This is a genomic window from Oceanobacter sp. 5_MG-2023 (assembly GCF_030548165.1).
In the GTDB taxonomy this organism is placed as follows: Bacteria; Pseudomonadota; Gammaproteobacteria; order Pseudomonadales; family Oceanobacteraceae; genus Oceanobacter.
In genome coordinates, this window is the sequence record NZ_JAUORS010000002.1 from 122041 (window position 1) to 144866 (window position 22826).

Annotated in this window: 23 protein-coding genes; 9 read left to right on the forward strand and 14 right to left on the reverse strand. The window is 53.4% G+C overall.

Annotated features, from left to right (window positions below; all coding sequences use genetic code 11):
• Positions 1 to 47: 47 nt before the first annotated feature.
• From dusA to Q4551_RS02100, 5 genes are all read right to left on the reverse strand, one after another.
• Positions 48 to 1031: a tRNA dihydrouridine(20/20a) synthase DusA gene (dusA, locus tag Q4551_RS02080; RefSeq protein ID WP_303431512.1), complete on the reverse strand. Its 984-nt coding sequence runs from the start codon at positions 1029 to 1031 to the stop codon at positions 48 to 50.
• Positions 1028 to 1660, reverse strand: coding sequence for a high frequency lysogenization protein HflD (hflD, locus tag Q4551_RS02085; protein ID WP_303431513.1), 633 nt, complete (start codon positions 1658 to 1660; stop codon positions 1028 to 1030). The genes dusA and hflD overlap by 4 nt, the downstream gene beginning before the upstream one ends.
• Complete coding sequence (gene mnmA, locus Q4551_RS02090) at positions 1653 to 2810, reverse strand: tRNA 2-thiouridine(34) synthase MnmA (RefSeq protein ID WP_303431514.1); 1158 nt, start codon at positions 2808 to 2810, stop codon at positions 1653 to 1655. Before mnmA ends, hflD begins: the two co-directional genes overlap by 8 nt.
• A gap of 1 nt (position 2811) precedes the next feature.
• A complete protein-coding gene (locus tag Q4551_RS02095) occupies positions 2812 to 3261 on the reverse strand; it encodes an NUDIX hydrolase (RefSeq protein WP_303431515.1) in 450 nt (149 codons plus the stop codon).
• Between the two features lie 143 nt (positions 3262 to 3404).
• A complete protein-coding gene (locus Q4551_RS02100; protein ID WP_303431516.1) occupies positions 3405 to 4040 on the reverse strand; it encodes a pseudouridine synthase in 636 nt (211 codons plus the stop codon).
• A 254-nt stretch (positions 4041 to 4294) separates the two neighbouring features.
• On the opposite strand from Q4551_RS02100, the gene Q4551_RS02105 reads away from it, so the two are divergent.
• Positions 4295 to 6529 carry an NADP-dependent isocitrate dehydrogenase gene (locus tag Q4551_RS02105; protein WP_303431517.1) on the forward strand — a complete coding sequence of 745 codons (2235 nt, stop codon included), beginning with the start codon at positions 4295 to 4297 and terminating at the stop codon, positions 6527 to 6529.
• Positions 6530 to 6691: 162 nt separating this feature from the next.
• Here Q4551_RS02105 and Q4551_RS02110 read toward each other — a convergent pair whose 3' ends face one another.
• A complete protein-coding gene (locus Q4551_RS02110; RefSeq protein WP_303431518.1) occupies positions 6692 to 7003 on the reverse strand; it encodes a cold shock domain-containing protein in 312 nt (103 codons plus the stop codon).
• A 154-nt stretch (positions 7004 to 7157) separates the two neighbouring features.
• On the opposite strand from Q4551_RS02110, the gene clpS reads away from it, so the two are divergent.
• Positions 7158 to 7520 (forward strand): ATP-dependent Clp protease adapter ClpS, encoded by a 363-nt coding sequence (gene clpS, locus Q4551_RS02115; protein ID WP_303431718.1) that lies wholly within the window; start codon positions 7158 to 7160, stop codon positions 7518 to 7520.
• A 12-nt stretch (positions 7521 to 7532) separates the two neighbouring features.
• A complete protein-coding gene (gene clpA / locus Q4551_RS02120) occupies positions 7533 to 9797 on the forward strand; it encodes an ATP-dependent Clp protease ATP-binding subunit ClpA (protein ID WP_303431520.1) in 2265 nt (754 codons plus the stop codon).
• A 76-nt stretch (positions 9798 to 9873) separates the two neighbouring features.
• Here the strand turns inward: clpA and infA are convergent, their stop codons facing one another.
• The 3 genes from infA to aat form a co-directional block, all read right to left on the reverse strand.
• On the reverse strand, positions 9874 to 10092 hold the full coding sequence (gene infA / locus Q4551_RS02125) for a translation initiation factor IF-1 (protein WP_028292799.1): 219 nt from the start codon (positions 10090 to 10092) through the stop codon (positions 9874 to 9876).
• Between the two features lie 66 nt (positions 10093 to 10158).
• Positions 10159 to 10860, reverse strand: coding sequence for an arginyltransferase (locus Q4551_RS02130; RefSeq protein ID WP_303431526.1), 702 nt, complete (start codon positions 10858 to 10860; stop codon positions 10159 to 10161).
• Positions 10857 to 11600, reverse strand: coding sequence for a leucyl/phenylalanyl-tRNA--protein transferase (gene aat, locus Q4551_RS02135; RefSeq protein WP_303431527.1), 744 nt, complete (start codon positions 11598 to 11600; stop codon positions 10857 to 10859). Before aat ends, Q4551_RS02130 begins: the two co-directional genes overlap by 4 nt.
• Positions 11601 to 11650: 50 nt before the next feature.
• Here aat and Q4551_RS02140 point away from each other — a divergent pair, with 50 nt between their 5' ends.
• The 6 genes from Q4551_RS02140 (at position 11651) to cysG (ending at position 19992) form a co-directional block, all read left to right on the forward strand.
• The gene (locus tag Q4551_RS02140) at positions 11651 to 14587 is read left to right on the forward strand and encodes a DNA translocase FtsK (RefSeq protein WP_303431528.1); all 2937 of its coding nucleotides are present in this window, start codon (positions 11651 to 11653) and stop codon (positions 14585 to 14587) included.
• A gap of 61 nt (positions 14588 to 14648) precedes the next feature.
• Complete coding sequence (gene lolA, locus Q4551_RS02145) at positions 14649 to 15308, forward strand: outer membrane lipoprotein chaperone LolA (protein WP_303431530.1); 660 nt, start codon at positions 14649 to 14651, stop codon at positions 15306 to 15308.
• A gap of 62 nt (positions 15309 to 15370) precedes the next feature.
• Positions 15371 to 16663 (forward strand): replication-associated recombination protein A, encoded by a 1293-nt coding sequence (locus Q4551_RS02150; protein WP_368501353.1) that lies wholly within the window; start codon positions 15371 to 15373, stop codon positions 16661 to 16663.
• 21 nt (positions 16664 to 16684) lie between these two features.
• The gene (gene crcB / locus Q4551_RS02155; protein ID WP_303431533.1) at positions 16685 to 17071 is read left to right on the forward strand and encodes a fluoride efflux transporter CrcB; all 387 of its coding nucleotides are present in this window, start codon (positions 16685 to 16687) and stop codon (positions 17069 to 17071) included.
• A 264-nt stretch (positions 17072 to 17335) separates the two neighbouring features.
• Entirely contained in the window at positions 17336 to 18619 is a 1284-nt protein-coding gene (serS, locus tag Q4551_RS02160; RefSeq protein ID WP_303431534.1) for a serine--tRNA ligase, read from the forward strand.
• Entirely contained in the window at positions 18616 to 19992 is a 1377-nt protein-coding gene (cysG, locus tag Q4551_RS02165) for a siroheme synthase CysG (RefSeq protein ID WP_303431535.1), read from the forward strand. The genes serS and cysG overlap by 4 nt, the downstream gene beginning before the upstream one ends.
• A gap of 102 nt (positions 19993 to 20094) precedes the next feature.
• Here cysG and Q4551_RS02170 read toward each other — a convergent pair whose 3' ends face one another.
• The 5 genes from Q4551_RS02170 to tusD are packed head-to-tail and all read right to left on the reverse strand — an operon-like array spanning position 20095 to position 22472.
• Positions 20095 to 21108: a glycosyl transferase family protein gene (locus tag Q4551_RS02170; RefSeq protein WP_303431536.1), complete on the reverse strand. Its 1014-nt coding sequence runs from the start codon at positions 21106 to 21108 to the stop codon at positions 20095 to 20097.
• On the reverse strand, positions 21105 to 21422 hold the full coding sequence (locus Q4551_RS02175) for a TusE/DsrC/DsvC family sulfur relay protein (RefSeq protein ID WP_303431537.1): 318 nt from the start codon (positions 21420 to 21422) through the stop codon (positions 21105 to 21107). The genes Q4551_RS02170 and Q4551_RS02175 overlap by 4 nt, the downstream gene beginning before the upstream one ends.
• Positions 21423 to 21431: 9 nt before the next feature.
• A complete protein-coding gene (locus tag Q4551_RS02180; protein ID WP_303431538.1) occupies positions 21432 to 21725 on the reverse strand; it encodes a DsrH/TusB family sulfur relay protein in 294 nt (97 codons plus the stop codon).
• Between the two features lies 1 nt (position 21726).
• Positions 21727 to 22083: a DsrE family protein gene (locus tag Q4551_RS02185; protein ID WP_303431539.1), complete on the reverse strand. Its 357-nt coding sequence runs from the start codon at positions 22081 to 22083 to the stop codon at positions 21727 to 21729.
• The gene (gene tusD / locus Q4551_RS02190) at positions 22083 to 22472 is read right to left on the reverse strand and encodes a sulfurtransferase complex subunit TusD (RefSeq protein ID WP_303431540.1); all 390 of its coding nucleotides are present in this window, start codon (positions 22470 to 22472) and stop codon (positions 22083 to 22085) included. Before tusD ends, Q4551_RS02185 begins: the two co-directional genes overlap by 1 nt.
• Between the last annotated feature and the right edge of the window lie 354 nt (positions 22473 to 22826).

The window sequence follows — 22826 nt, forward strand, 5'->3', positions numbered from 1 at the left end:
CGACGAATGCTGCACTGCAGCTGTTGGTGGCTTTTGTGGTTGCCTGTTTATGTCTGCTCGACAAAGGCGAGAGCTTGCTCCATGACTTCCGGTCCAGAGCCTTTTTTGTAGGCATTTTCACTAAGATGTCGGCGATATAAACGAGCACCTTTCTGGGCATTGAACAGCCCCAGTGTGTGGCGGCTGATATGGCTTAATGTGGCGCCGAGGCTGAGTTGCTCTTCAATATACGGGTAGAGGCTGCGAATAATGTCCGCTTTTGACATCGGGCCGGTGCTGTCGGGTGTTGTGTCGAAATACAAGCGGTCAACGTCCAGCAAAATGCCAGGGTTCTGGTAAGCCTCCCGGCCAATCATGACACCATCGATATGTTGCAGGCTCTGTAACGACTCGTCGTGGGTTTTCAAACCGCCGTTTAACAGAATATCCAGATGCGGAAATTCCTGCTTCAGGCGATAAACATAGTCGTATTTCAGTGGCGGCACTTCGCGGTTTTCCTTGGGGGAAAGCCCCTGCAAAACCGCTTTGCGGGCGTGCACAATAAACACCTCACAGCCTGCTTCGGCGACGGTGGCGACAAAGTCGCGCATATGGTCATAGCTGTCCTGATCGTCGATACCGATTCGGTGTTTGACTGTGACCGGAATGGAGCAGTGGTCTTGCATGGCCTTGACGCAGTCGGCGACCAGTTGCGGATGACCCATCAGGCAAGCGCCAATCATGTTGTTCTGTACCCGGTCGCTGGGGCAGCCGACATTCAGGTTCACTTCATCGTAACCCCAGTCTTCAGCAAAACGAGCGCATTGGGCCAGCTCGTCCGGATTACTGCCGCCCAATTGCAAGGCAATCGGGTGCTCGATGTCGTTGTACTGTAAAAAACGCTCACGGTTGCCATGAATCAGGGCGCCGGTAGTAACCATCTCGGTGTACAACAGTGCTTGTCTGGACAGGTGGCGCCAGAAATAACGGCAATGACGATCGGACCAGTCCATCATCGGGGCGGTGCTGAAGCGGCGATTCAGTGTCCTCATTCGCTGTTGCCCGGTCGTGATAATTGCGCCAGGGCGTTGAGGTATTGTTTACGGCGCAGTAGCAGATGCCAGCGGCGTCCTCCTACCTGGCGCCAAAGGATGGCTGCCCGGATGCCAGATAACAGCAGCGCCCGTACCTTGTTGGCGGTGTGTTCGTTTTGCAGGTGCATTGGGTCACCGGTGACATGAATGCGGAAGCTGAGGTTGCTGAGGGTTTGCTTGTAGAGCTCGGCCAGAGCGGAAATGGTGTTTTCGTGGCTGATGGAAAAGTGATCCACCTGGCGAGATGCTTGCTGGATGCCGTTGCCGAGCGCTGCGATCATATCGTGGTTGCGGCGCAGTTTGCTTTCCAGGTGCAATATGGCGACGGTGTAGCGGGTGATGTCGGGGCTGAGGCTGTCTCCCTTGCCGGATGCCAGCGTTTGCAGGGTGTTGATACCGAGGTGCAGGCTGTGGCTGGGGTCGCCGTAGATGTCATCAAATGACTCCGGATTCTGTTCAAACAGACTGGCCAGGAGTGGTGTAGCATCGCTGATGGAGGTATCTCCGGTACGAGCCAGCTGCTCTACCAGAGTGGCGGCCTGAACGACGGCGGCAATGGCAATGGCTTGCTGACGGCGGTCAGTCATGTTGGTTCCCTGCTGTGACGGATGAGTCATTAGTGGATGGTTGATTGCTGGTGGTTTCAATAACGCCGCCGCCGAGGCAAACGTCATCCAGATAAAAAACCACCGATTGCCCCGGTGTGATGGCGCGTTGTGGCTGTTCGAAAATCACCCGGTAGCCCGTCTGACCATCGACGGTGTCTTGTCGTTCAATCACGCAGTGCTGGTCACTCTGGCGATAACGGACTTTGGCGGTGCAGTGTAAGGGTAACTTGGCCGGTTCCTGATTTACCCAGAAAATAGCACCGGTGGTGAGTGTGTCGGTAAACAGCAGCGGGTGGTTTTTACCCTGTACGGCAATCAGAACGTTATGTTCCAGGTCTTTGCCGGCGACAAACCAGGGTTGGTCCGGATGGTTGGCCAGCCCGCCAATACCCAGTCCCTGGCGTTGACCCAGGGTGTGGTACATCAACCCCTGGTGCTCACCAATGTCTTCGCCTTCCGGGGTTTTGATGCGGCCGGGTTGGGCTGGCAGGTATTGTTTGAGAAAATCACGAAAACGCCGTTCACCGATAAAGCAGATGCCGGTCGAGTCTTTTTTGTTGGCGGTGACCAGTCCGTTGGCTTCGGCAATCTTGCGGACTTCAGGTTTCTCCAGCTCGCCAACGGGAAATAATGTCTGGGCGATTTCTTCACCGCCGACCGCGTGCAGAAAATAGCTCTGGTCTTTGTTGGGATCGAGCCCCTTGAGCAGCTCGGTCTGGCCGGATGAAGTGTCGCGTCGACGAACATAATGCCCGGTGGCGATCAGGTCAGCCCCCAGCACTTTGGCGTATTCCAGAAAGGCTTTGAACTTGATTTCGCGGTTGCAGAGGATGTCTGGATTCGGGGTGCGGCCAGCCTTGTATTCCGCGAGGAAGTATTCGAAGACATTGTCCCAGTATTCGGCGGCAAAGTTGGCCTGGTGCAAGGGAATGTCCAGCGCATCGCAGACTTGTTGGGCATCAGCGAGATCGTCTTTGGCAGTGCAGTATTCGGTGCCGTCGTCTTCGTCCCAGTTTTTCATAAACAGGCCTTCGACCTGATACCCCTGTTGCTGTAACAGCCAGGCGGAAACGGACGAGTCAACACCGCCGGACATGCCAACGATGACTTTGGTGTTCTGGTTTGGCATCTTACGGGTGCTCAACGATTGCGTTTAACGGGAATTGTTTGCCACTGAGGTAGTCTTCGACGCAGCTCAGAACCATGGCACTACGGAGATTGGGGCAGTGGCGTAATTCTTCAATGGTCATCCAGCGGGGGCCAATGATGCCATCGTCAAGCGGGCTGTCTGGCAAAAAGCGGTCGGCTTTGGCACTGAAGCAGTAGCGATGGTAGGTCACGCCATTGGCCGGAGCGGTGTAGGTGTAAAGGCCAATCAGTGCGGTCGGGGTGACTTGCCAGCCGCTTTCTTCAAGGGTTTCCCTGATGGCGGCATCGATAATGGTTTCATGCTGTTCAATATGCCCGGCGGGCTGGTTGATCACGGTTTTTCCGGCGCTGATTTCTTCAACCATCAGAAAACGTTGATCTTGCTCAACAATGGTGGCAACGGTAGCGTGGGGTGTCCAGCGATTAGGCATGATGGCTCCAGATAACAACGAGAGAGAATAATAAACGATAGTGACAGCAAAACCCAAAAATGACGTTGAGCTGACCAATGAGGGGAGGGAAGTAGCTGTTTTTCCAATATTGTCCGGGAAAAACAGTTATTCCTGATTAATCGTTATCGGCGGCGTGTTCCTGCGGATTTTCCCGCCCTGGAAGTCCGGCCAGAAGCGGTACGGCGATTATTTTTGGGCCGTTCAGGGGGTTGTGGCATATGTACGGTTTCAACCCGGAACTCTCCGGGCGCCAGGTTGTTCAGAGTCCAGTTACCGATGGCGGTTCGGACCAGTCGCAAGGTTGGGTGGCCAATGTGGGCTGTCATGCGTCGCACCTGGCGGTTACGGCCTTCCTTGATGCGTATTTCGAGCCAGCTGGTGACGTCGTTGGCGCGCTGGCGAATGGGCGGATGCCTTGGCCAGAGCCGGGGTTCGGCAATCCTGGCCACTTGGGCAGGGCGTGTCGGGCCGTCTTTCAATGTGACGCCCTGGCGTAGTTGTTCGAGTGCTTTTTGATCAGGAATACCTTCAACCTGGACCCAATAAGTCTTCTCCATTTTTTGTGCCGGATGAGCAATTCTGGCCTGGAGTTGACCGTTGTCAGTAAGCAAAAGCAGGCCTTCGGAGTCATAATCCAAACGGCCCGCGGGGTAGACTTTTGGGATGTCGACTAAAGTAGCTAGGGTTTTTCGTCCTTCAGTATCGGTAAACTGGGAGAGGACGTTAAAAGGTTTGTTGACAAGGATAAGCAGGGCCATATGAGCTCATTGTTCTGTAGGAAAACTACTTAACTAAATAGTCTAGCTTGCATTTTTTGTAGAAAAACTACAAATTATGCGCCGTTTTCACGATCGAAATGCTACCGGAGTAGGTGGTGTTTCAGCGAGTCTAGGCAATCCCTTGACTTGTTTTATCATTTGTCTGCGGGTTTCTACCTCAGCATAACTACCACAAGTGGTTATCAGGAAATCCGAGCGCTATAGCAATTTCAGCTCACACAACAGGAGTAAGAATGTCTATTAATAATCCTACGATCATCTACACCGACACTGACGAGGCTCCGGCTCTCGCGACCTATTCCTTACTCCCAATCGTTAAAGCCTTTGCAGGGCAGACTGGTATCAATGTAGAGACTCGGGATATTTCTCTCGCAGCTCGTATTATTTGTCAGTTTCCAGAATACCTGACCGAAGAGCAACGCCAGGCGGATGAATTGGCCTTTTTGGGTAAGTTGGCGAAACAACCAGAAGCCAACATCATCAAGTTGCCGAACATCAGTGCTTCGATCCCTCAATTGGAAGCTACCGTTAAGGAACTGCAATCCAAAGGTTACAAGCTGCCTGACTATCCGGCTAACCCGGTGACTGATGAAGAAAAAGACATCCGTAGCCGTTACGACCGCGTCAAAGGCAGTGCAGTTAACCCGGTGCTGCGTGAAGGTAACTCTGACCGTCGTGCTCCAGAATCTGTCAAGGCTTATGCTCGTGCCAACCCACACTCCATGGGTGAGTGGAGCAAAGAATCCAAATCCAATGTTGCTTTCATGGAAGACGGTGATTTTTACGGCAGTGAAAAATCCGTTACCTTGCCGGCTGCTACCGACGTTCGTATTGAGCTGGTGAATGAAGCGGGCGAAACCGTTGTCTTGAAAGAAAAGCTGTCGTTGTTGGCTGATGAAGTCATCGACGGGTCCAGTATGAGCGTTGCCAAGCTGCGTGAATTCTACGAGCAAGCAGCCGAAAAGGCGAAAGCAGAGGATGTACTGCTGTCCTTGCACCTGAAAGCCACCATGATGAAGGTATCTGACCCGATCATGTTTGGCCACGCGGTAGAGGTGTATTACAAAGACGTATTTGCCAAATACGCTGACACCTTCGAAAAACTGGGTGTGGATGTGAAAAATGGTCTGGGCGATGTGTATGCCAAGATCAAATCCCTGCCAGATGCAGAGCGTGAAGCGATTGAAGCGGATATCGCTGCTGTTTATGAGGCCCGTGCTGACCTGGCTATGGTGAACTCGGACAAGGGCATCACCAACCTGCACGTACCAAACGATGTGATCGTGGATGCATCCATGCCGGCGATGATCCGTTCTTCCGGTAAAATGTGGGGCGCTGATGGCAAACTGCATGATTCCCTGGCCATGATTCCAGACCGTTGTTATGCCGGTGTCTATCAGGAAGCGATTGATTTCTGTCGTGAAAACGGTGCTTTTGATCCGCGCACCATGGGTACCGTACCGAATGTGGGGCTGATGGCCCAGAAAGCAGAAGAATACGGTTCACACGATAAAACCTTTGAAATCCCTGCTGCTGGTACCGTACGCGTCACTGATGCCGCGGGTACTGTGTTGATGGAACATGCGGTTGAGTCTGGTGATATCTGGCGTATGTGTCAGGCCAAGGATGCACCGATTCAGGATTGGGTGAAGCTGGCGGTTAGCCGTGCTCGCGCTACTGGCTGGCCAACCATCTTCTGGCTGGATCCTGAGCGTGCCCACGATGCTGAGCTGATCAAGAAGGTAAATGCCTACCTGCCGCAGCACGACACCGAGGGTTTGGATATTCGTATCATGACTCCAGTGGAAGCGACTCACTTCTCGCTGGAACGCATGAAGAAAGGTGAAAACACCATTTCTGTTACCGGTAATGTTCTGCGTGATTACCTGACTGACCTGTTCCCGATTCTGGAACTGGGTACGTCTGCCAAAATGTTGTCCATTGTGCCGCTGATGAGCGGTGGTGGCCTGTTTGAAACCGGTGCTGGTGGTTCCGCACCAAAACACGTTGAGCAGCTGATCAACGAGAACTACCTGCGCTGGGATTCGCTGGGCGAGTTTATGGCACTGGCAGCCTCTCTGGAGCATCTGTCTGAATTTGCTGATCTGCCTAAAGCCAATGTATTGGCCAAAGCGCTGGATTCTGCAACCGGTAAATTCCTGGTTGAAAACAAGTCGCCTGCTCGTAAGGTTGGCGGTCTGGATAACCGTGGTAGTCATTTCTACCTGGCCATGTACTGGGCTGAGGCGTTATCCACTCAGGATGAAGACGCTGAGCTGAAAGAAATCTTTGCCCCGGTTTACGCCGCCATGGCTGAAAACGAAGACAAAATTGTTGCTGAGTTGGCGGCAGTTCAGGGCAAACCGGTAGATCTTGGTGGTTACTACAAGGTCGACAAAGAGCTGGTTAAAACCATTATGCGTCCTAGTGCAACACTGAACGAAATAGTGGATGGTCTGGCCAAGTAATTGATCGGAGCATAAAAAAACCGCCGAAAGGCGGTTTTTTTATGTCTGGTTGCTGCGTTTTGAAATTATTCTGTCCTGAAATGGAACACTCAGTTTGCTAAATATTACAAATTGAAGATGGTCCTCTTTGCCTGTATGTCTCTGTTTTGATGCCAGGCCGTCTCAGGCTGACACCGGCATCTCGTTGCTGCAGACCGCTGTGGCAACCGATTCAGAGATTGTGCCTGGAGTGGTGTCTGGCGTTGTGGTGGCAGCTTGAGATGCTGTTGCATCCAGAGTGCGAATATTGATGGCGTGAGTGCCTTTATCGCTTGGTTTGGTGTCGAATTGTACGGCCTGACCGGCCTTGAGCGTGCGATAACCATCCATCACGATGGTGGAGTAGTGGGCGAACAACTCCTCGTTGTCTTCATCGGTGAGGATAAATCCATAGCCCTTGGCGTTGTTGAACCATTTGACAGTTCCGGTCTTCATCGCAATACCTCCTTGTTTTGTTGTCAGTATGTTGCTGTGACAATTATTACGACGCGGGCCAATACAGTACTGGTGGTCGTGTCGGGCGTCAAGCCGCTAGAGCATCCTTGCTTGCACAGGTATCATGAAATCAAATTCCAAGATCATCAGTGCTATGTACCTTACTTCCAAAACTCAACTAGAATCAAACATGAGCAACCAGCCAGGGGATGAGCGTGAAGGCGGTGTAGCGGTTGAAAATACCAAACCTGCCCTCAAGAAACCTTCTATGTACAGTGTGATTATGATGAACGACGATTACACGCCCATGGAATTTGTGGTCGAAGTGCTGCAACGGTTTTTTAACAGAAGTCCGGAGCAGGCCACACAAATCATGTTGACAGTTCATACCAAAGGCAGTGCAGTATGTGCCATCTACACTCGGGATGTTGCTGAAACTAAAGCTGAGTTGGTGAATCAATACGCTAGAGATTGCCAGCATCCATTGCTGTGCGAGGTAGCACCAGCTGACGATTAGGGGGACTATTCAATGCTGAACAAAGAGTTAGAGCTTACTCTGAATGAGGCTTTTAAAGATGCTCGCTCAAAACGGCATGAGTTTATGACCGTAGAGCATTTGTTGTTGGCATTGCTCGACAATGATGCTGCGTCAGCCGTATTGGGAGCCTGTGGTGCTGATGTGCCACGGATTCGCAAGGAGTTGACGGATTTTGTGGACGCGACAACACCACTGATTCCAGACACGGATGACGAGCGTGAGACCCAGCCAACCCTGGGCTTCCAACGAGTACTGCAGCGTGCTGTATTTCATGTGCAATCGTCTGGCAAGGCGGAAGTGACCGGTGCCAACGTACTGGTTGCCATCTTCAGCGAGCAGGAAAGCCAGGCCGTTTATTTTCTCAAACAACAGAATATTGCCCGTATTGACGTGGTGAATTACATCTCCCATGGCATTTCCAAAGTGTCGGGCCAGGAAGATGAATCCGGTACTACCGGTACGTCGGGTGTTACCGATGAAGATGGCGAACCAACAGCCAGTAATGCATTGGAAGGCTACGCCACCAATCTCAACAAGGTCGCCCGGGATGGCAAGATTGATCCACTGATCGGCCGTGATCAGGAAGTCAGTCGCCTGATCCAGATCCTGTCGCGTCGACGCAAGAACAACCCATTGCTGGTAGGGGATTCCGGTGTCGGTAAAACGGCGATTGTAGAAGGTCTGGCGAAGCGGATTGTTGATGGTGAAGTGCCGGATGTGATCGCCAATGCCGTTGTATACAGTCTGGATATGGGCGCATTGTTGGCCGGTACCAAGTATCGGGGTGACTTCGAGAAACGTCTCAAGGCCTTGTTGGCCGAGCTGAAGCGCCAGCCTCATGGCATTTTGTTTATCGATGAAATTCACACGATCATCGGCGCAGGAGCGGCTTCTGGTGGTGTAATGGATGCCAGTAACCTGCTGAAACCGATGTTGAGTTCTGGTGAAATTCGCTGTGTTGGCTCAACCACCTTTACTGAATTCCGTGGAATCTTTGAAAAAGACAGTGCATTAACCCGTCGTTTCCAGAAAATCGACGTGGCGGCACCGTCTGTTGATGATACCTACAAGATTCTTAAGGGGCTGAAGTCCAAGTTTGAAGATCATCACAACGTCAAATACACCGACAAGGCACTGCGTGCTGCGGCAGAGCTGTCAGACCGCTATATTACCGATCGTAATATGCCGGACAAGGCCATCGATGTTATCGACGAGGTGGGAGCGTTACAGCAATTGATGCCCGTCAGTCGGCGCAAGAAACAGATCAATGTGGCCGAAATTGAGCAGGTGATTGCCGCGATTGCCCGTATTCCGCCAAAAACCGTCTCTGCCGATGACAAAGAGCTGCTGTTCAAGCTGGAAGACAAGCTGGAAATGGTGGTGTTTGGGCAAAATGAAGCCATTCAGACACTGTCGACGGCCATCAAGATGTCTCGTGCCGGGCTTAGTGCACCACAAAAACCCATTGGTTCATTCCTGTTTGCTGGCCCTACGGGGGTTGGTAAAACGGAAGTGTCGCGCCAGTTGGCCAACGTCATGGGGATGGAACTGATTCGTTTTGATATGTCGGAGTACATGGAGCGTCATACCGTGTCCCGCTTGATTGGTGCGCCTCCTGGCTATGTGGGTTACGACCAGGGTGGCTTGTTGACCGAAACCGTTAATAAAACGCCGCATTGCGTGTTGTTGCTGGATGAGATCGAAAAGGCACATCCGGAAGTCTTCAACATTCTGTTGCAGGTTATGGATCACGGTACGCTGACGGATAACAACGGTCGCAAGACCGATTTCCGCAACGTGATTCTGATCATGACTACCAATGCCGGTGCCGAGCGGATGAGTCGAGCCAGTATCGGCTTTACACATCAGGATCATACGGTTGACGGTGCTGAGGAATTGAAAAAATTCTTTACTCCGGAATTCCGCAACCGCCTGGATGCTACGGTACAGTTTGCAGCCCTGGGTCGAGATACCATTCTGAATGTCGTCGACAAGTTCCTGGTTGAGTTGCAGGGACAACTGGACGACAAACGTGTGATGCTGCATATCGATGACGATGCCCGTCAATGGTTGGCTGAGCATGGCTATGACGAAAAAATGGGTGCTCGTCCGATGGCTCGTCTGGTGCAGGAGAAGGTCAAAAAACCACTGGCAGAGAAAATTCTGTTTGGGGAGTTGGCACGTGGAGGGGATGTGATGGTTCAGGTCGAGGACGGCGAACTGGTCGTTGTGGTACCTGAAGAGGTTTCTGCCTGAAAAGGCAGTAACCAGACTGTGATTTGGTAGTCTGTGGCCCCACCTGTCAGGTAGGGGTCACAGATATCACAGCCGGTTAGCGGGCGCGATAGGTAATTCGGCCTTTACTGAGGTCGTAGGGAGTCAGCTCAACCTTGACCTTGTCACCAGTCAGAATGCGGATATAGTTCTTGCGCATCTTTCCAGAGATATGAGCCGTAACCACGTGACCATTTTCAAGTTTTACGCGGAACATGGTATTAGGCAGAGTGTCTATCACCTCACCTTCCATTTCTATATGATCGTCTTTCGCCATTCATCACCTGTTTAGAGAATATACAGAGCGGGCGCATTCTGCCCTAATTCCTGCCAATAATCAAAGTTATCCGGGCGAATAACTGCACCAATTGCCATTAACAAACTGTTCCAATGGTTGAAAGTCCGTTTTGTATTCCATTTTGGAGCAGCCGGGCACCCAATAACCAAGATAATGGTGAGGTTGCTGCAAGGCCGCTGTCAGGCGCGTGAGCTGCAAAATCATAAAGGTTCCTGGTGACTCCCGTGTGAGTGCCGGATCGTAAAAACAATAAACCGACGATAAGCCATCCATCAGCACATCAAATACCAGGCATGCCCTGAATTGTCCCTGCTCAGTCGCTACCAAAAAACGATGATTGTCAAAACCCTGGATCAGGAAATCCTGAAACTGCTCTTCCGACGGTGGATACATGCTGCCATCAGCGTGGCGTTGATAGATGTAGTGGGCGTAATCCGCATACCAGCGCATGGATGGCTTTTCGACATGGAGTTGCCAGTGTTGGAGGCGTTTTAATACCTTGCGAAAGCGGCGCTTGGGGGTGAAACGGTCAACAGGAATACGCAACGAGGTGCAGGCATTACAGGTTGGGCAATCGGGCCGATAAAGGCTGCGGCCGCTGCGCCGAAAACCGTTGAGGTTCAGCTGGCTGAGCAGGAAGTCGTCCATCGGTGTGTTGGGGTCAACATACAGACTGACGGATTCCTGTTGAGGCAAATAGCCACAAGAGTGAGTGGTCTGTGGCTTGAGTAGCATGACGCGGGTCATCGTGGCACCTCCGATGGCATGGCGGAGCTGGTGGCGGCTGAATGGTCAAGCCAGGTTGGCAATAATGGCCGGGTAGGTTGGTGGCTGGTTGCTTGAAACAGATGGTTTTCGAATGATCGACGATCCAGGTTGACGATACCGAATCGGGCCAGGTGCTCGGTATGCATTTGGCAATCGATTATTTTTATACCGTTATCAAATAGCTGGGGTGCGGCACAGGCAAACGCCAGCTTGGCGGTGTTGGACTGACGGGAAAACATCGACTCACCAAAAAAAGCCTGGCCAATGCGAATGCCATAGAAACCACCCACCAGCCCACCCTGGTCGTTCCAGCATTCAACACTGAGAGCAAACCCGGCACTGGCCAGGCGATGGTACTCATCGATCATCTCTGGTTGAATCCAGGTGCCGGATTGCTCAGCATGGACTTCCGCGCAGGCAGTCATAACCTGTTTGAATGCCAGGTTGCTGGTAAAACTCAGTGGGCTGCGTTTCAGCTCTTTGCGGATAGTGCGTGATATGCGGAAAGTGTCTGGCAAAATCACTGCTCGGGGAGAGGGTGTCCACCAGAGACGAGGTTCATCCTCTCCGTGCCAGGGAAAGATGCCTCGGGTGTAGGCGTAGTACAGCCAGGGTGGGGTTATATTTCCACCTGCTGCCAGTAGTCCATCCGGGTATTTGAGCGCGTTTGTTGTATCCGGAAATTGCGGATCAGCGCATTCATCCAACCAATCAATCATGTTTTAGCCGTGGTAAACTCAGGTCTTTGTTGATGTCACAGGATATTGAATTGTCTAAGGATACACCGGAAATGGCCGATGCCGTTGATGTCAATTCCGGAGCGCAGGTTACCGCGGGCTGGAGTCGACGCCAGGACGCCCTGTTTTTGTCGTTGACACTGATCTGCTTGCTGCTGTTGATGGCCTTGTCGAGCTATTCTCCTGCCGATCAGGGCTGGTCTGCCAGTGGTTCCGGGCCTGCACATAACGCGGTGGGCAGAGTAGGGGCTGTAGTGGCGGATATCCTGCTGCACGGTTTTGGTTATCTGGCCTATGGCCTGCCTGCTTTCCTGCTGGTGAAGCTCGGCTTGTTGTTCCGTCAGCCTCACCGGGCCAGTGGGCTGACCTGGTTGTTACGAGGTGTGGGCATGTTGCTGACCCTGTCGGCCTTGTGTGCTCTGGCACATTTGAGTATCTGGCCGGGCCAGTCCTTGCCTGTCGGCTCTGGTGGCATGCTGGGCGTGGGCGTATTCAACTATCTGTCGCCGCTGTTTGGGTTTGCTGGATCGGTGGTGATCCTGATCGGGATGCTGGCGCTGGGGTTGATGTTGTTCCTGGAGTTTTCATGGTTGGCATTGTTTGACCGTATTGGTGAAATCATTTTGTCGTGGTTGCCCGGCCAGACCAGTGCTGGAAGGGCTGTCAGTAATAGTGCCGAACAACCCGGTAATGAAACATCTGATATTGCCTTTGATAACTTCAGGGCTTCTGAAGCAAGCCTGGAAAATAACCAGTCAGAGTCACCTTTGTCCTTGCTGGCAACGGCTGGCAGCCAATCCAACTCTCGTATCGAGAGCGGAATAACAGACGGCGATGATCAGGCCGATATTGTGGATGTGGCTGAATTTACTGCAGGAGCCAGTATTCGGCAGCGATCAGAACCTGTGTTGGGAGATGAATCATTGCTGGGGGTGTTCCCAGCGCCCCACGAAGATGAATTGGATGAGCCAGGGTTTTCCGTCAACCCGGAAGCGCCGACTTTGACCGTAGTACAAGAGACACAAAACAAAACAGACTTGTCTGCTGATGACGCTGATATTCCCTGGCTGACTGATGATGATCGCCTGGCCACAGAAGAAGATGCGCCCGTGCTCGACTCTGCCGCCGATGCCTTATCACCTCCGGTATTATCCGAGCCATCTGACCCTCGATCTGCCAAGCCGTTGATCTCTCCTGTACAAAAACCTGAAAGACAGGAGCCTGAAAGGTTGGCTGGTAGTGGTATGCCTGATGGTGGTGTGCCTTATGTGTCTGGGGCTGTTCCAGATACATCGTCAGGTTCTTCGGCAGCAAAACGGCCATCTGCTCGCCCAGCCAGACAAAACCCTGGTCGCCCTGCCGCTGTTGCAGCAGAAAAAGCCATTCCGATTCAGCCATTGGAAAAGAAAGACACTGGTGTAAGCGAGCGCGCTTTGCGTGATTTGCAGGCGGGTAACGAACCTCAACCAGAGCTGTCACCGTTACCTTCGATTGCGGTGCTGGACCCACCCCGCAAGGACCAGGCATTTGGCTTCTCGGATGAACGCTTGCAGGATATGTCCCGATTGCTGGTACAAAAGCTGGCTGATTTTGGTGTCAAGATCACAGTAACCGGAGTAGCTCCCGGCCCGGTGATTACCCGTTTTGAAATCCAGCCGGCACCTGGCGTCAAAGCCAGCAAGATTACCAACCTGGCCAAGGATCTGGCCCGCTCCATGGCGATGATCAGTGTACGGGTGGTGGAAGTCATTCCAGGCAAGTCCGTTATGGGTATTGAGGTGCCGAATGAGAATCGGGCGATTGTTGCCTTGTCTGATGTGCTGTCATCGAAAGATTTTGATGATGCATCATCGCCGCTGACACTGGCCCTGGGTCATGATATTGGCGGTAACGCGATGGTGACAGATCTGGCCAAAATGCCGCATTTGCTGGTAGCGGGTACCACAGGCTCAGGTAAATCCGTTGGTATTAATGCCATGATCCTCAGCTTGTTGTTCAAGTCGACGCCCGAAGAGCTGCGGCTGATCATGGTCGATCCGAAAATGCTCGAATTGTCGGTTTATGAAGGGATTCCGCACCTGTTGACCCCCGTAATTACCGATATGAAAGAAGCCGCTAATGGTTTGCGTTGGTCGGTGGCAGAAATGGAACGTCGTTATCAGTTGATGGCCTCGATGGGGGTTCGTAACCTGGCGAGCTACAACAAGAAAGCACGGGAGGCGATCGAGGCTGGCGAGCCGTTGCTGGATCCGCTCTGGGATATATCCCAGTCGTACGATACCACTCCCAGAATCATGGAACCTTTGCCATATATTGTGATTGTGATCGACGAATTTGCCGACATGATGATGATGGTAGGCAAAAAAGTCGAAGAGCTGATTGCCCGTATCGCCCAGAAAGCCCGGGCGGCAGGGATTCATATGATTCTGGCCACACAGCGGCCATCGGTCGATGTGATTACCGGCTTGATCAAGGCCAACGTGCCAACCCGAATGGCATTTCAGGTGTCGTCCCGCATCGACTCTCGTACGATTCTTGATCAGGGCGGGGCAGAGCAGCTGCTCGGGCACGGTGATATGCTGTACATGCCACCGGGTCAGGCGTTGCCGGATCGGGTGCATGGGGCCTTTGTGGATGATGATGAAGTGCATCGGGTTGTGGCGGAATGGAAACTGCGTGGTGAGCCGGACTATCTGGAAGAGATTACGCAGATGTCGGAAGAATCCTTGACGGCCGCGACGACAGGGGAAAGCGGTGACGAACAGGATGAACTGTTTGATCAGGCCGTTGCCTTTGTAACAGAGTCAGGCAAATGTTCCACCTCAGGGGTGCAGCGCAAATTGCGGATTGGCTACAACCGCGCTGCCCGTCTGGTCGAAGCCATGGAAGCCGCCGGGGTAGTGAGTCCACCAGCCCATAATGGCAGTCGGGAAGTGTTGGCTGCGGCAGCACCGGAGCGACCGTTTTAAATACAATGCTCTCCGAGCGGCACGTATGGCTTATTCGTAACATATTATGAGGATGTCTTTTTTGTATCTTGAATATTTTTTTCGCCCGCTGGTCGGGGTGTCTGTCGTACTGGCTGCGACCCTGTTCCATCCTCTGCTGGCCATGGCAGATGACGCTGCGCTGGCGTCTTTTGTTGAGCGCCTGGGTGGTACCACCACCCTGGAAGCTGATTTTGTCCAGACTATCCGCGACCAGCAAGGGCAGGCGCTGCAACAGACAGAAGGGCGCCTGGCGATTGCCAACCCCGGCAAGTTGCGTTGGCAAACCCGGCCACCATATGAGCAGCTGGTCGTGTCTGATGGTGAACTGGTCTGGATTTTTGATCAGGACCTGGATCAGGTCACCATTCGTAATCTGGAACTGCGAGTGCAGGACATGCCCGCCTTGTTATTGGGTGGACGACAGGAGGATGTGGCCAGTAATTTTGAGGTGAGCCAGTTTCAGAAAAATGGCCAGCGTGTTTTTCATCTGATTCCCCACGATAAAAGCCAGCTGTTTGAATTTCTGGATTTTGCTTATCAGGGGGATCAACTGATGTCGATGACGATTGCAGATGCCACCGGGCAAGTGACCGATATCCAGCTCAGTGATATTGCCCGTAATCAAACCCTGGATCCGATGGCTTTTGTGTTTGATGTGCCGGACGGGGTTGATGTAATTGATGCCCGAACCCATTTCTGATGGGGCAGGATTCAGACGATCTGTTCGGCCAGCCCGAGGGTTATGAACCGCTGGCATCCCGCATGCGCCCTACCAGTCTGCAAGAATATATTGGCCAGACCCATGTCGTGGGGCCAGGTGCTCCCTTGCGCCGCTCTCTGGATGCCGGGCAGTTGCACTCACTGATTTTCTGGGGGCCGCCGGGGGTGGGCAAAACCACCCTGGCGCGGCTGGTGGCCCAGTATGTCGATGCCCGCTTTATTTCTTTAAGTGCGGTGATGTCGGGGGTCAAGGATATTCGTGCGGCAGTGGAACAGGCCAGTATGTATCGCGCCCGGGGTCTGAAGACCGTTTTGTTTATCGATGAGGTGCATCGGTTTAACAAATCGCAGCAAGATGCGTTTTTGCCCCATGTTGAAGACGGCACCTTGTTGTTTATCGGCGCGACCACTGAAAATCCATCGTTTGAGTTGAATAACGCCTTGCTGTCCCGAGCCCAGGTCTACGTGCTGCGGAGCCTGGGTCAGGACGATATCCTGACGGTTTTACAACAGGCAGAGCAACGCTTGCTGGCTGCCGGAGAGTTGCCTGGTGAGGCCGAACCTGAAGCGCTGGCGCGTATCGCTCTGGTGGCGGACGGTGATGCTCGTCGGGCACTGAATAATTATGAATTTGCTCTGCAGCTGGCGGCCGGTCAGCTGCTGACTACCGAGGTGGTCGAGGCATTGTTGACGCAGCCTGGTCGTCGTTTTGACAAAGGTGGCGAAGCCTTTTATGACCAGATTTCTGCGATGCACAAATCGATGCGTGGCTCCGACCCGGATGCCGCGCTGTACTGGTTGGTGCGTATGCTGGACGGCGGTTGTGATCCTCTGTATCTGGCCCGGCGTATTGTGCGTATGGCCAGCGAAGATGTGGGTAATGCAGATCCGCGGGCGCTGGGGTTGTGTCTGAATGCCTGGGATACACAGGAGCGACTGGGCAGCCCGGAGGGAGAGCTGGCGCTGGCCCAAGCGGTGGTGTACCTGGCCTGTGCTCCCAAAAGCAATGCAGTGTACAAAGCGTATAACGAAGTTCGGGCACTGGTTGCTTCCCAGCCGGGATATGAAGTGCCGATACACTTGCGGAATGCACCTACCCAATTAATGAAAGAGCTCGATTATGGCGCCGAATATCGTTACGCCCATGATGAGCCGGGGGCATTTGCGGCCGGTGAAAACTATTTTCCGGTAGAATTAAAGGATGCTCGTTTCTATCATCCGGTAGCGCGGGGGCTGGAGAGCAAGATCAGTCAGAAGCTGGAACACTTGCAAGCACTGAATCGTCAGTCGCCGACTCCGCGGTATCCTTATCATGAGTCGGATCAGACTGACTAAGCAACCCGAAGGAAAATGATTATGGCGCTGTTGTGGATCGGACTGGGTGGTGCTTTTGGGGCACTATTCCGCTACTGGGTGGCCAGTTCCGTATTCCGTTGGATGGGTAAGGCGTTCCCGTATGGCACGCTGTCAGTGAACCTGATAGGCTCCTTTGTCATTGGTATGGCCTTTGTCTTTCTGGTTCAGCAGCAGTGGGGCGCAGAGCACCACAAGCAACTGGCCATGGTCGGGTTTTTGGGTGCCTTCACCACATTTTCAACGTTTTCGCTTGAAAGTGTGTCGTTGTTGCAGCAGCAGCGCTATAGCGCTGCGGCGGCTTACATAGGCATCTCTGTTATTGGCTGTTTGCTGGCAACCGGTAGTGGCATGGCATTAGCCAGTACCTTGTTGAAAAACCAGGGCTGAGACCTGAGGGCTGCTTGCAAGCGCCTTTATGATGGCAATGTATGGGCCATACCAGTAGTCAATATCACAATTCACTACCAAGGGTGCATCAGGCGGGCCTGTTCTCGAACCGGCGTGGCATGAGTTGACAATGGCAAAATGGCAAGGATGACCTCACGCATGCTGATCAGGCATGGTGAACGTTGTTTGCCGTAAACATTGACAACATCAAAGCTGTACCCCGAATTCACTTTATACGCTTCTTATTATCCGGACTTTATTCTCATGCTCGACATCAAGTTTATTCGCGACAACCTGGAATCTGTAACGGCAGCACTGGCTATTAAAGGCGTTCAATTTGACGCGGCCAGCTTTTCATCCATGGACGAGCGTCGAAAATCCGCACTGACTCGCGCCCAATCCTTGCAGGCTGAGAAGAAAAAAGCATCCCGGGAAATTGGTATCTTGATCAAGCAGGGTGTATCCCCGGACGAAGCCAAAAAGCAGGTAATGGGCGGCATCGATTCGGATATTTCGCTGGCTGAAACCGAAGCCAAGGAAGCCGAACAGGCATTGCATCAGTGGCTGATGGCGATTCCCAACGTGCCGCATGCCGATGTACCAGCAGGCAAGGATGAAGAAGACAACGTCGAGGTCATGACTTGGGGCCAGCCGGTCAAACTGGATTTTGCTGCCCGCGATCATGTGGATCTGGGTGAACCGCTGGGCATGAACTTTGAAGCCGGTACCGCTCTTGCCGGCTCCCGTTTTGTGGCCATGAGTGGCAAGATCGCTCGCCTGCACCGGGCGTTGGCGCAGTTTATGATTGATACCCACGCCGATGAGCATGGATATGAAGAAACCTATGTACCGTATCTGGTGAACAAGAGTGCCCTTGAGGGGACTGGCCAGCTGCCGAAGTTTGCCGAGGATCTGTTCCGTATCCCGGATGCTCAGGGGGATAAGGACTTCTATCTGATTCCGACCGCCGAAGTACCCGTGACCAACCTGTTGCGCGACACTGTTTTTGACGGTGAATTACCCCTCAAGAAAGTGGCGCATACGCCGTGTTTCCGCAGTGAGGCCGGCAGCTATGGCCGGGATACCCGCGGTATGATCCGTCAGCATCAGTTCGACAAGGTGGAATTGGTGCAGTTTGTTCAGGCCGGACAATCTGAGGCTGCCCTGGAAGAGCTTACTGGTCACGCCGAAGCGATTCTGCAGAAACTGGCATTGCCGTACCGTAAAGTTATTTTGTGTGGTGGTGATCTCGGCTTTTCCGCAGCCAAAACCTACGACCTGGAAGTCTGGCTGCCAGGGCAGGACAAGTACCGGGAAATATCTTCTTGCAGTAATTTTATGGATTATCAGGCGCGTCGTATGCAAGCGCGCTGGCGTAACCCGGAAACCGGCAAGCCGGAACTGCTGCATACCCTGAATGGTTCCGGTCTGGCTGTGGGGCGGGCATTGGTGGCGGTTCTGGAAAACTACCAACAAGCCGATGGCAGCGTGGTAGTGCCAGAGGTGTTGCGTTCTTATATGGGTGGTCTTGAGGTATTGAAGCCATGATGACACTGCCGCTGGTACTGAAGGGAGATATACGGCCATTTTATGTGGTTGGTGGCGGAGCGGTCGCTGGTCGCAAGGTTCACACTCTGGTTCAGGCTGGGGCGGCAGTGACGGTTATTACGCCATCGGCAGGGGTGGATATCGCCCGCCTGGCACAGCAAGGTTCGATTCAGCTGGAAGCGCGTGAAGCCACGGAGCAAGAGGTGTTTGTTGCCGGTGCTTTTGTCGTGCTGGCAACGGATAACCATTCACTGAATGCAACGCTGGCGGTAACGGCACGTCAGCAGGGTTGTTTTGTTTGTCGGGTGGATTGCCAGGACGATAACGACTTTATCTTCCCGGCGGTGATTGATCGGTCACCGCTGCTGGTGGCGATTTCCAGTCGTGGTGCCTCTCCTGCCTTGACGCGTCATATGCGCCAGCGTCTGGACGCTTTTTTGCCGCAAGAATACCGTCAGTTGGGTGAGATGCTCGAACGGATGCGTGATCAGGTCAAGGAACGTCTGGCTGCGCCGTTGCGAGCCGCTTTCTGGCGTCAGGTGATGCGTAGTAATGTGCCTGAGCTGGTGTTGGCCCGACAACCGGAGCGGGCGCAGTTGCTGGCGAACCAGCTGCTCGCTGGCCAGACTGTGACGATGGGGGAAGTGTATCTGGTGGGTGCTGGGCCAGGAGACCCTGACTTGCTGACATTTCGGGCTTTACGGCTGATTCAGTCGGCGGATGTGGTTTTTTATGATCGACTGGTTGGGCCAGGTGTCATGGCATTGATCGCCAGTGACGCCGAACGGGTGTACGTTGGCAAGGCCAAAAGCAATCATGCCGTACCACAGGAAGAAATCAGCCAGCGTTTGGCAGATGAAGCGCGTAAGGGGCGGCGGGTTTTGCGTCTGAAAGGAGGCGATCCGTTTATTTTTGGTCGTGGTGGCGAGGAAATCGAGCTGCTGGCGCAATACGGCGTGCCATTTCAGGTGGTGCCGGGTATTACCGCTGCCAGTGGTTGCGCAGCGTATGCCGGTATTCCGCTGACGCACCGGGATCATGCCCAGAGTGTTCGCTTTGTGACCGGGCATTTGCGTGATGGTAGCTGCAATCTGCCTTGGTCTGAGCTGATTCATCCGCATCAGACATTGGTGGTTTATATGGGACTGAGTGGTATTGCCGAGATCTGTCGTCAGCTGGTTAAACATGGCATGGCAGCGTCAACCCCGATTGCACTGGTTGAAAAAGGTACTTTGCCCGATCAAAAGGTGCATGTGAGTACATTGGCGGATATGCCGGATTTTATTGCAGCAAATGAAGTGCATGCGCCAACATTGACGATCATTGGTAGTGTTGTTGGTTTGCACGGCAAACTGGCCTGGCGCAGCGAATAAATCGCTGCATCAGACCGCTTGCTGGTGTGGCTGCATGTGACAGTGAGGCTCTGGCCTGGCTGATTCTGCCCCAGCTATCCAGTTATAAGGATGATACCTGCCTTACTTGCTGAGACGGCCAGTGTCCCGTGCCTGCCAGGCCGCCTGGCATTCTGCGGTAATCGCCTCCAGCTGCTCCGGCTGTTTGCGGATCGCCACCAGCGCCAGTGCTGCAGTATGAATCACGGCCTGGTGGGCGTATTCACTGTTCAGGCCACCTTGCCACATCTGCACGAGCAGGTTGCTGTCGATACCTGCGGGTTTGTCGGCAAAATGACTGTGCTGGTTGGGTATTACCAGTTCACCGGATTGGCCATTCAAATGGTAATACGCCCGGCAGCTACGTTCCGGGTTGACTTCAAACTCCCCACCTTCGCCCTTGATCACCAGCATGTCGTTGCCATTAATTGCTGCGGCACCGGCGTGAGTGACGGCGTAACTGGGGTGGAATATGCCTTGCACGCTGGCGGTGCCATGGGGGGCAATGGTTTTTAGCAGGGTATTGATGGGGGAGCGAACCCCAAGAATGGCCTTGAGTGACAGCCAGCGCTGGAATAATGGGTTGATCGCTTCGCAAGGCAGGTACGCCAGGCTGGGGCCATGATTGATCTGGTCAGTATGCGCCAATGTTGCCAGGTCCAGCTGTTCAAATACTTCGTGCAGATATACCCGGCCTTCGGTATGGGCGGTACTGCCGTGGAACAGGATACGGTAGCCCATCTGCTCCAGCAGCAGTGCTGATAGCAGACACCAGAATGGCTGGCGGCGTTTGCCTGCGTAACTGGGCCAGACCAGATCGTAGGCAGGGGAATCTGCAGTGGATGCTGGCCACTGGTCGTTGATGGCTGCCGCGAACCCTGCCAGTTCTTCCGCTGTTTCTTCCTTGACCCGTAGCAGCATTAGAATGGCACCGAGCTGTTCTGGCTCAAAGCGCCCGGCAATCAATTCACCCATGGTAAAGCGGGCTTCATCGAAGGTCATGCTGCGGCTGGCATTTTTGCCGCGGGCCAGAATACGGACAAGGTCAGCCAGAGGGTGTTTGTTTGTGTGGCTGATGGTTGTTGGGGTCTGTGTCACAGGCAATTCTCCGGGCGTGGTAGCCCTGCTATTTTGGCGGCTATTTTGGCGGGACTGCCAGGAAACAGCTTGAGTAAATAAATGCTGCTGGCTTGTTCGGCACCAAGATGGGTTTTGATGTATTTGGTCAGCGGCCGCATGGCGGGGGACAGGTCAAACTCGTTATGGAATTGCCGCAATAGCTGCAGAATCTCCCAATGTGCAGCGGTGAGCTGGATGTTTTCAGTCTGCGCCAGCTGGTTGGCAACCGCCGGATTCCAATCGTCCAGATTTACCAGAAAGCCGTCTTTGTCCAGTAACAGAGCGTTGCTCATGACGCGTTCCTATTTCCAGTGCACGGTGCGTGAGTGTGTCAGGGTGAGTTGCACCCAGGCATTGTCGTCCACGGCGGTGGCATTGACCGGATTATTGACCGGACTGTCGTTATCGCTCAGGCCACGCTGGTCGTAATCCTGGTGTCGATAATAAAGGTGGATGGCTGTTGAGGCGACGAGGTCTTGTGCAAGCAAGTACACGCCGTCTCCGATTAACAGCAGGCCATCCTGCGGGCTGGCAAAGCGTAGCAGGCGTTGCAGTATTGCAGGGCTGGCCTGGTTCAGGGTGTGTAGCGTGGTCATATCAGAAACTCAGGCAGTGGTGGCTGGAGGCGATCAGGGTTTTGATGGTGTCGTCTGATGCGGCACTTGCCAGGCTGGATAGTTGCTTCGCTGCCAGACACAAGGCATCCCGATCACTGCTGGAGTAATAGATGGCATCGCATTCGTACATGGGCAAGGCAGCAATCAGCCGCGAAGGGGATTTGCCCCCGGCCTTGCGCGCCGCCTGATGATTGATCAGCCAGTATATCCCCGGGCCTGAAAACAGCAGGGTGGTGGGCTGATCAAATGCCGCCAGCGCCAAAGCCATGTCGATGGGTTCCGCATCGCTCACGGGTGCTGAGTTGATAATAATCAGATTGTATGAGGTCGATGACATCAGAACTCCAGGATGCGGTCGGATTGTGCGCAGGCGTCGGCCATTTCACCCAGGCCGGTCAGTTCAAAGCCGGGTTGGAGCGTTGCGCCGGGCAAATCGTACCGTTCACTTTCCTGCTGATCGACCAGACCGCGGCGAATACTGTTGGCGATGCACAGTTGTAATGGGAATTGTCCGGTGTTGGCGAGTTGTTGCCACTGCTCGCCGATATCCTGTTGCCCTTGCGGAGACTGAATGCGATTGCTGCCACAGAGCACAGCATCCTGATAGAAAAATACCCGATGAATTTGATGGCCCTGGGCCAGGGCGGCACGGACAAAATCCTGGGCTTGTTGGTGGCTGGCACCGAGGAAAGGGCTTGCGGTAAGCAGTAAAGAAAAACTGGCCATAAAGCAGACATTCTGGCTGATGAAGTAGCCGTTAATGGTGCGGCTTTCCCGGAGTGGACGCAATAGGAGGGAGGATTTTCAGCTGAGGGTTGGGTGAAAAACGAAAGTGAAGAGTCGTGTCGGCAGGGTTAGCGGCTCGGGTTCTGGCCACATATAGAAGGCGTGCATGGACTGCTTAGAGTTAAAAGCAATATATAAAATAAAACATGAAAAATGCTGTGCTGGCAGGTATTTGGGGCGGACATTTTCCTTCAGCAGGGATGAAGTATAGACGACATCCTTAATATTGAGGCCATATTGGTGCCTGGAATACTTTTCTTGTTCTATATCATGACAACAATATCGACAATGGCA